The 9,705-nt window shown below is 60.9% G+C and carries 8 protein-coding genes; all 8 read right to left on the bottom strand.

Annotation, left to right across the window (positions count from 1 at the left end; all coding sequences use genetic code 11):
- Positions 1 to 533: translation initiation factor IF-2 N-terminal domain-containing protein (locus HMPREF2884_RS09425; RefSeq protein ID WP_246827954.1), on the bottom strand; the 533-nt coding region annotated here is incomplete at its 3' end.
- 219 nt (positions 534 to 752) lie between these two features.
- Entirely contained in the window at positions 753 to 1,094 is a 342-nt protein-coding gene (locus HMPREF2884_RS08800) for a YlxR family protein (RefSeq protein ID WP_070616842.1), read from the bottom strand.
- 253 nt (positions 1,095 to 1,347) lie between these two features.
- Positions 1,348 to 2,418, bottom strand: a complete 1,071-nt coding sequence (gene nusA / locus HMPREF2884_RS08795) for a transcription termination factor NusA (RefSeq protein WP_070616840.1) — start codon at positions 2,416 to 2,418, stop codon at positions 1,348 to 1,350.
- A 109-nt stretch (positions 2,419 to 2,527) separates the two neighbouring features.
- Positions 2,528 to 3,199: a ribosome maturation factor RimP gene (rimP, locus tag HMPREF2884_RS08790; protein WP_049341694.1), complete on the bottom strand. Its 672-nt coding sequence runs from the start codon at positions 3,197 to 3,199 to the stop codon at positions 2,528 to 2,530.
- A gap of 100 nt (positions 3,200 to 3,299) precedes the next feature.
- A complete protein-coding gene (locus tag HMPREF2884_RS08785) occupies positions 3,300 to 5,132 on the bottom strand; it encodes a proline--tRNA ligase (protein ID WP_049362944.1) in 1,833 nt (610 codons plus the stop codon).
- Between the two features lie 112 nt (positions 5,133 to 5,244).
- A complete protein-coding gene (locus HMPREF2884_RS08780; protein ID WP_083309692.1) occupies positions 5,245 to 6,510 on the bottom strand; it encodes a GNAT family N-acetyltransferase in 1,266 nt (421 codons plus the stop codon).
- A 192-nt stretch (positions 6,511 to 6,702) separates the two neighbouring features.
- Positions 6,703 to 7,845 (bottom strand): flavodoxin-dependent (E)-4-hydroxy-3-methylbut-2-enyl-diphosphate synthase, encoded by a 1,143-nt coding sequence (ispG, locus tag HMPREF2884_RS08775; RefSeq protein WP_044142245.1) that lies wholly within the window; start codon positions 7,843 to 7,845, stop codon positions 6,703 to 6,705.
- A gap of 139 nt (positions 7,846 to 7,984) precedes the next feature.
- Positions 7,985 to 9,340, bottom strand: a complete 1,356-nt coding sequence (locus HMPREF2884_RS08770; protein WP_049356017.1) for a M50 family metallopeptidase — start codon at positions 9,338 to 9,340, stop codon at positions 7,985 to 7,987.
- Between the last annotated feature and the right edge of the window lie 365 nt (positions 9,341 to 9,705).

Raw genomic sequence — 9,705 nt, 5'->3', positions numbered from 1 at the left:
ATGCCCTGCTGGGATGCGAAGGGGTTGTTACCGGGGCGAGGACCGGGCTTGGGGCCGGGCTTCGGAGCGGCAGGCTTGGGTGCTGCCGGCTTCGGTGCTGCCTCGGGGCGTGCCATGCCCTGCTGGGATGCGAAGGGGTTGTTACCCGGGCGGGGGCCGCCGGGCTTGGGTGCTGCTGCCGGCTTTGCGGCGGGCTTAGCTGCTGCAGGCTTGGGAGCTGCGCTCTCAGCTGCGGGCTTGGGTGCCGGCTTAGCGGCAGGCTTTGCCGCTGCGGGCTTGGGTGCCGGCTTAGCTGCAGGCTTAGCCGCTGCAGGCTTGGGAGCCGGCTTAGCGGCCGACTCTGCGGGACCTGCCTTTGCGGCAGGCTTAGCGGCTGCGGCGGGGAATTCCGCGCGCAGCTTCTTCAGAACCATGGGGTTCAGGGTGGAAGAGGAGCTCTTAACGAACTCGCCCATATCCTTGAGCTTGGCGATAACTTCCTTGGAAGGTACGCCTACTTCTTTAGCAAACTCGTGTACTCGAGGCTGAGCCAAATTTTCTCCATTCCCGGTCCGCACCGGGAATGGTGCGGACACTAATGTTTACGGGGTGCACGCCCGAAGGCGCGCCAATTCGTGAAATTGCCGGTGGGTGAGCACGAAAGGGTACTCATTTCGCGGCACTCATTAGATATCCATCAGTTTTCTGACTCGCTTTCAGATAAGAAGTCGTCAAACTCGTTGACTTACAGAGGGCATATACCCGAAAAGCGTCTACGAGGGGGTCGAGTCCGCAATCACGGCTCGAATCTGCTCACAGCACGCCTGCAACTGGGCTGCAGGGACCGCTTTTTTGAAGGCGCGCGCCAGACCGTTCTTTTTCTGCAGAGCGGCTACGCACTTTTCGCTCGGATGGATCCAAGCGCCTCGTCCGGGCATAGTTCCCGCCGTATCGGGCTGATAGGGCGGGGTGTCCGCCTGCTCGGTAGCAGACGTGACGGGTGTGCGGGCGATGCGCAGCAGGTTGCGCTGTTCATCGCGGGCACGGCATCCGATGCAGGTGCGGACCGGTCCTCCAAACGCTTCGGAGGTTGCGGTGAGGTCGTGATTGCTCATGGTCCTCTCCCCTCTCTAGCGTGTGTGCAGAACCGCGTTCGCAGTACATTCGTGATGCTCTATCCGGTGTGTGCGAGGGCGCGTTAAAGCGCCCGGTTACACACCGGCACATCTTAATAGTGTATCCCGTTTTTAAGAATCATGGGCAAAACTGTGACGCAGGCGCAAGAACACCGGGCACGTTCCTGCCCGATCTCTTGCGCCTGCATCAAAAGGATATGCCGCGGGATACGCCCCTCACCGGGGCTAATGCTTATTCAGCGTCCTGTGCGGACTCTTCTTCTGCTTCTTCAGCCAGGCTACGAGCCACGCGAGCTGCAACCTCTTCCTCGGCACGAACCTGAGCGTACTTGGACTCGGAGAGAATATCGATACGCCAGCCGGTCAGCTTCGCTGCCAGACGTGCGTTCTGACCCTCACGGCCGATAGCCAGGGACAGCTGATCGTCCGGAACCACGGCACGAGCGGAGTACTCACGCGGGTTCGCGATAATGACCTCGGTGACCTTCGCCGGGGACAGCGCCGCAGCGATGAAGGTTGCCGGATCGGTCGAGTAGTCGACAATGTCAATCTTCTCGTCGTTCAGCTCGGCAGCAACCGCACGCACGCGGGCACCCATATCGCCGATGCACGCACCCTTAGCGTTAATGGTCGGGTTCTTCGCGGACACAGCAATCTTGGAGCGGTGGCCAGCTTCACGTGCGATGGAGTTAATGGAAACCAGGCCCTCAGAGATTTCGGGAACCTCGTGCTCGAACAGGCGCAGAACCAGGTTCGGGTGCGAACGAGAAACCACAATCGAGGGACCCTTGGGGCCGCGGCGAGCCTCCACCAGGTAGGCGCGCAGGCGGGTACCGTGCGGGTACTTCTCGCCCGGAACCTGCTCGTTGCTGGGCAGAACAGCCTCAACGGTGCCCAGGTCAACCTGAACCATACGCGGGTTGTTGCCCTGCTGAATCACGCCGGACACCAGGGTGCCCTCACGGTCCTTGAACTCACCCAGAACGGATGCGTCCTCAGCGTCACGCAGACGCTGCGACAGAACCTGACGGACGGTTGCGGCAGCGATACGGCCAAAGTTGTTCGGGGTATCGTCGAACTCGTCAATCTTCTGGTTGTCCTCATCAAGCTCAGGAGCCAGAATGACGAACTCGCCGGTGGTGCGGTCGATGACGGCACGAGAGCCCTTAATAGCGCCGGGCTGCTTCATGTATGCGAGCAGCAGGGCGTTCTCAACCAGGGTGAAGAGCTCCTCCATGACGAGAGAGCGCTGCTTCGCCAATGCGCGCAGTGCGCCCAGGTCAATAGTTTTAATATCCTCCACGCTTTTCAGCCTTTCCCAGTTAGCACGGCGCCGGGACGCTTAGTGCGCCCCGGCTCCCGAACGGTATATACCTGGCACGGAGCACCCCGTGCCTGAAGCTTTAATAACTCTATTCTACCGGCTCAGCAGGCGAATTGAAGTCAATCTCGACGTGAGCAGAAGCAATATTTTCCCACGGAAGCAAAGACGGCTCGTGGTAGGACTCCTTCTGGCCCTTCTTCGTGTTCTTCTTACGAGCCAGCACCGGCCCCTCATCCTGCACCTCGTGCAGACGCGCCAGGTACTCGGTGCCGTCGGGTGCGGTGACCGCAATCAGGCGGGTGCGGGCACGCTCCCAGTGGCGGCGCTCGGTCAGGGCGCGGGTAGCGCCGGGCGAGGACACCTCCAGCTCGTAGGGGAAGAACTCGTCGTTTTCATCCGCACGATCCAGGGCGCTCGAAATCGCACCGGAAATCTCCGCGAGGGAATCCAGCGACAGCGAATCGGTACGCTCAGCGGTGTAGTCCACCGTAATCTTCACGGTGCGGTTCGCCGCCGGGCCCGAAATCTTCAGGCCCTCCAGCACCAGCGAGAATTCGGAGATAACCGGGGCAATCGCCTCGGCAACTTCTTCCTCACGGATCGCGCGGGTACCCACGCGCACCGGTGCCTCCACCACGGGCTCACTCTCAACGCGAGTGCGGGGAGTGTTCACACCATTGGCCACGCGGGATGCGGCACGGCGAGCGCGCGCATTCGGGGCGCTCTTCTTAGAGCCAGAACGCTTCGGCTTGTATGCCATAGTTCTCTTCTTTCATTCTTCCGCCGCTTGCTCTGCCCCACCTCTTGGGAGGCGGGGCAGGTGGCGATGGTTTTACGTTTTTGCGGGCTAGTGGCGTGCCTTAGGCGCCGCGCACCTCAGCGATGACCTCAGCCACCGCATTCTCGACGGACACCTCGCGAGCCTCACCGCTGCGGCGGTCCTTCAGTTCCAGCACGCCGTCCTTGAAGCCGCGACCAATCACCAGGATGGTGGGCACACCCAGCAGCTCGGCGTCGCCGAATTTCACGCCGGGGCTGGTCTTCGGGCGGTCATCCAGCATGACCTGCAGGCCGGCGGATTCCAGGGATGCGCTGAGCTCTTCAGCGTACTCGTGGGATGCTGCGTCCTTGCCGGTGATGACAATGTGCACGTCTGCCGGTGCCAGGTTACGCGGCCAGATCAGGCCCTTCTCGTCGTGGTTGCCCTCGGCGATAGCGGCCAGTGCGCGGGTCACGCCCACGCCGTAGGAGCCCATGGTCACGGTCTGCAACTTGCCGTTCTGATCCAGGACCTTCAGGCCCAGTGCCTCAGCATACTTGCGGCCCAGGGCGAAGATGTGGCCCATCTCGATACCGCGGGCTGCGACCAGTTCGCCGGAGCCGTCCGGTGCCGGGTCGCCTTCGCGCACCTCGCACGCCTCGATCACGCCGTCGGCGGTGAAGTCGCGACCGAAGACCAGGTTCGCCACGTGCTTGCCCTCTTCGTTTGCGCCGGTCACCCAGCGGGTACCGCGCACCACGCGGGGGTCAACGAAGAAGGGAATGCCGGTTGCGGAAGCTACCGCATCCTCGTCCTCGGTGTGCGCACCGAACAGGGGCGCGTCCAGGCTCAGGCCGGGGCCAATGTAGCCCTTGACCAGCTGCGGGTATGCCTTCAGGTCCTCTTCGCTGGCTGCCTCAACCTCAACCTCGCCACCGATGCCCAGCAGGGCGCCGATGTTGACCTCAACGCGGCCCAGGTCCACGGCACGGTCGCCGGGAACGCCCACGGCGAAGACCTTACGCTCACCGGAGGGGGTGATGACGGTGCCCAGGAAGCACTTGAGGGTCTGCGAAGCTTCCAGGGTGCCGTCGATAAGCTCGGAGTGCAGTTCGTTCATGCGCTCGACGAGAGTCTCGATGGTCGCAGAGTCGGGGGTGTCCACGACGATTGCCGCCGGGGTTTCCTCGGTGATTTCGATTTCCTCGGGAACCACGGTGGTGACGGCCTCAACGTTTGCCGCGTAGCCGCCCGCGGAACGCACGAAGGTGTCCTCACCGATAGGGGTCGGGTGCAGGAACTCTTCACTGCGGGAGCCGCCCATCGCGCCGGACTGCGCGGTCACAATGACAATCTCCAGGCCCAGGCGCTCGAAAATGCGCTGGTAGGCGGCACGGTGCGCCATGTACGCCTCGTTCAGGCCCTCATCGTCAATGTTGAAGGAGTAGGAGTCCTTCATGACGAACTCGCGGCCACGCAGCAGACCCGCGCGGGGGCGCGCCTCATCGCGGTACTTGGTCTGAATCTGGTACAGGTAAACCGGCAAATCCTTGTAGGAGGAGTACAGGTCCTTGACCAGCAGGGTGAACATTTCCTCGTGGGTGGGTGCCAGCAGCATGTCTGCACCCTTGCGGTCCTTGAGGCGGAAGAGGTTATCGCCGTACTCGTCCCAGCGGTTGGTTGCTTCGTAGGGCTCGCGGGGCAGCAGTGCGGGGAAGTGAACTTCCTGCGCACCAATGGCGTCCATCTCTTCGCGGATGATGTTCTCGACCTTGCGCAGTACCTTCAGGCCCAGGGGCAGCCAGGTGTACACGCCGGGGGCTGCGCGGCGGATGTAACCGGCGCGGACCAGCAGCTTGTGGCTGGCGACCTCAGCGTCTACGGGGTCCTCGCGCAGAGTGCGCACGAAGAGGTTGGAAAGGCGAAGTACCACGATTCTCCTTGAAAGGTCGATAGGTTTAGGTAGGGTGCCCGAGGCTCACCGGGTGAGCCGTGAAAAAGGCACAGTCGTCTTTAATTTTATAGCGTTTTAGGGTTCGGCGTGTTTAGCGCTCAAAAATGATGGTCGAGAACTGCCCAATCTGCTCCCAACCAGTCCCCCGGTACATGGCAAGAGCACGGGCGTTGTAGTCGTTCACGTACAGGCTCAAATGCGGGTAGTAGCGCTGCAGAATCTGCGCGGCGGCGGCAAAGAACGGCTTAGCCAGACCGTAGCCGCGGTAGTCCGGATGCAGCCACACGCCCTGCACCTGCGCGGCGTCCAGGTTCACGATGCCCGCATCCGCCTTGAAGATAACCCGCCCGTTCACATCGGTGACAATGGCGCTGCGCTGACCGGCAATGAGCGTGCGCAGGCGCGCCGCATAGCCGTCACCGTAGCGAGCAACCGGGTCGAAGCCGACCTCCTCGGTGAACATGGCGGCCGCGGCGGGCAGAAGCTCCCTCAGGTCCGCAGAGGTGGCAAGGCGCGCATACCCGGCAGGCTCACCGCTGAGTTGGACAGCACCGGCGGGGCTCTGCCCCGGCTTGAGGGGCTCGGGTTTGATGGGCACGGGTTTGAGAGGCGCGGGCAGGTGCGCCGGCAGCTCAGGAAGCTCCGCGGCGTAGAAGCGAGCGAGATCCTTCTCCGGCGGCAGATACAGCAGCGGCTGATTGGAACGCTCCGACAGAACCCGCGCACGGTGATCACAACCGTCACCCAGGCTCGGCTGCAGTATCTGCAACAGCGGGCTCTTACCGCCGCGAGTCTGCTCGCACAGCTCCTGCATGCGCGTCCACAGGGGCATCACGAAGGCGCTCTCACCGAACATGGAATCCAGGCGAGAACCCACCTGCAGAAGTAGCTGAGCCAGCGCGTCACGATGCGCGAGCGCCGTAGCATCCAGGGTGGGAGTGTCCGGGGCGGGGGCATCCGCCGCTTCAGCCCCATGAGAGTCCGCACCTTGCTCAGCATGTTCAACAGCGACACCGCACAGCCGCACCGGCACCACATTCGAACCCAACAACAGCACACAGCACAGCTGCCCATCGCGCTCACAGCCCACAAAACCCTGATAGTAGTGCAGCGGAATACGCGGGGACCTCACCGGAAGAGGGCACGCCAAATAATGCTCAATGGAGTACAGATTCGGGACCGGGTCACTGAACAGGACCTCCTCCAGCTCATCGCACCACCGAGCATCCAGAGCAAAAACGTGTTCCTTCACGCGATCAGGCATAGGGAAAGAATCCATCGACGAAACAGCAGCAGACGAAACAGCAGCACGCCGGGCACGATTAGCCTTACGGCGGCGAGAAAAAAGAGTGAACATGACCTGTTGAGTGATAGAGAAAGAGCGACAAAAATAAGTGAAAATACGGGGACACGCACCCCCGAAAAAGCAACCGGATCCTGCGGCCACAACCGGCAGCGGCAAGCACCAAGCCTGCCACCACCATAACCAGACATAACCGGAAAAGCGCGGAGGCGCCCTCACCAGGGCGCCTCCGCGCACAAAAGCTAACTAGCTCACCGAAACAGCCGGGGAACCCTCGGGAACGTACTCGCCCGAAGCCTCCATCTCAGCAGCAATACGGGTCGCCTCTTCAATCAGAGTCTCAACAATCTGATCCTCAGGCACGGTCTTAATGACCTCACCCTTCACGAAAATCTGGCCCTTACCGTTACCGGACGCCACACCCAGGTCAGCCTCACGAGCCTCACCCGGACCGTTCACCACGCAACCCATCACGGCAACACGCAGCGGAACCTTCATGTGCTCCAGGCCCTTAGTCACGTTCTCAGCAAGCTCCCACACGTTCACCTGCGCACGACCGCACGACGGGCAAGAAACGATATCCAGCTTGCGGGGGCGAAGGTTCAGCGACTCCAGGATCTTGGTGCCCACCTTCACCTCCTCAACCGGAGGAGCAGACAGCGACACGCGAATAGTATCGCCGATACCCTGAGACAGCAGAGTACCGAACGCCACCGAGCTCTTAATAGTGCCCTGGAACGCCGGACCAGCCTCAGTCACACCCAGGTGCAGGGGCCAGTCACCGCGCTCAGCCAGCTGACGGTACGCCTCCACCATCACCACAGGGTCATTATGCTTCACAGAAATCTTGAAATCGCGGAAACCGTGCTCCTCAAAGAGCGACGCCTCCCACACAGCAGACTCAACCAGAGCCTCCGGAGTAGCCTTACCGTACTTCTCCAACAGACGCTTATCCAGCGAACCAGCATTCACACCAATACGCAGAGAAACGCCGTGGTCCGAAGCCATCTGAGCGATTTCCTTCACCTGGTCATCGAACTTACGGATATTACCCGGGTTCACACGCACAGCACCGCAACCAGCCTGAATAGCCGCATACACGTACTTCGGCTGGAAGTGAATATCAGCAATCACCGGAATACGGGACTGCTTCGCAATAATGGGCAGAGCCTCCGCATCCTTATCAGTCGGGCACGCCACACGCACAATATCGCAACCGGCAGCGGTCAACTCAGCAATCTGCTGCAGAGTCGCACCAATGTCGTGGGTCTTAGTGGTCGTCATCGACTGCACCGAAATCGGAGATTCAGAACCAACACCGACAGAACCCACCTTAAACTGGCGAGTCTTACGACGCGGGGACAGAACCGCGGGAGCGGGCTTCGGCATACCAAGGCTGACCGACAAGGTTTTCCTCCATACATGGGTTATGAAGGACGTACGACGCATCCTTCGTTCAACTTTTTATTGTGCCACTGACGCGAAAGAAAGCACTAATACGGGTACCCTTACCGCGCGCAACAACACACTAAAACAGGGTGATGGGCTTAACAATATCCGCCACAATCAGAATGACAGACATCACAATAAACGCGCCTGCCACCACATACGTCAACGGCAACAACTTCACCGGATCAAACGGACCCGGATCCTTACGCCCAGTCAAACGTGCAAAGAAACGACGCACCCCCTCCCAGAGCGCACCCAACACGTGGCCACCATCCAGAGGCAGAAGCGGAATCAGATTAAACGCAAAAAGCATCAAATTCATATTCGCCACCAGCGAGACCAACATCGCAGCCTTCGCCTTCACATCAATACGGTCAGTAGCCGTCACCTCACCGGCAATACGACTCACACCAACCACAGACACCGGCGACTCAACACTACGCTCACCACCAGTCACCAAAGTCACCGTCAACTCCCACACACGCTGCGGCAACGACAACATCGACGAACCCACACGAGAGAGCGTATCGCCCACCATCGCAGGCACCTCAGTAATAGAACCAGGCACCAACTCACTCGACGGCGACACACCCACAAAACCGCCGCGAGTCGTCGCAATCGAACCATCCGCAGCACGCGCATACTGGCCCTTACCATCAGAAACCGGGCGGATCATCTCAACCGGAGTCACCAACAAATCCAGACGCTGACCATCACGCTCCACCGTCAAAGTGCTCGGGTGAGAACCCGCCGCACGAATCGCCGAAGACACCGCCTCCCACGAACCCGTCGACGCACCATTCACAGCAACCACACGGTCACCCACCCGCACACCAGCAGCCTTCGCAGGCGACGGAGTGGACTTATCCGTACACTCGCCATAGCTAATCGAATCATGAGTGACATTCACGCTCGGCACGCACTCAGACACCGCTGACACCTTATTCGTCACCTGCGCCGTACCAAAACCACAAATCAGCACAGCAGTACACACCACACCAATCAGCAGGTTCATCGTCGGGCCACCCAGCATAATCACCATGCGCTTGAGCACCGGCAACTTATAGAACAGGCGGTCCTCATCGCCGGGCTTCAGACGCTCAGCATCCGCCGCACGCGCTTCCTCAGCCAAGGACGCAAACGGGCTGGTACTGCCCGAATGGCCCTCCTCATGGTGCTCCTTCACCTCAGCAGGGCTCGGCGGGTACATGCCAATCATCGAAATGTAGCCGCCCAACGGGATCGCCTTGAAACCGTACTCAGTCTCGCCGCGGCGGAAAGAGAACACGGTCTTACCGAAGCCAATCATGTACTGCGGAACGCGCACATTGAACAGCTTCGCGGGCACCAGATGCCCCACCTCGTGCAGGGCAATCGAGACGGCAATAGCGATTGCCATGAGGATAATGCCCACAGCGTACAGCAGGATTTCCACGCTTTTTCTCGTTTCGGTTCGGGGATACGAAGCTTCTAGGATACTCGCTTAGCCTGTGAAGGCGCCCTCCCCCGCCTCATATGACTATGCAGGACGGTGTGGGTGGGTACGCTATACCCTTCCTCCGGTGAGGTGCGGGCATGTGGAGGGGTGGTGTTCGTCCTCGTTCCTACAGGGGCACCCGCCCTCGCTTCGCTTCGGGCACCCTGATGTCACGTTCGGACGACACCGCCCCTCCACACGCACGCTAGGCTACCCGAGGTGGCGCGCCGTGTTTTCCGGATGCGCCCTCAGGGTGTCACACGGACGCTCTTCCGCAGCGAAGCGAGGAGAAAGCGGAGCGTCCGGGTGACGGGTGCCCCTGC

Origin of the sequence: Rothia sp. HMSC073B08 (assembly GCF_001812975.1) — a bacterium.
Lineage (GTDB): Bacteria > Actinomycetota > Actinomycetes > Actinomycetales > Micrococcaceae > Rothia > Rothia mucilaginosa.
Note: the sequence above shows the minus strand (reverse complement) of the source record. Positions and strands in the feature narration are given on the sequence as shown.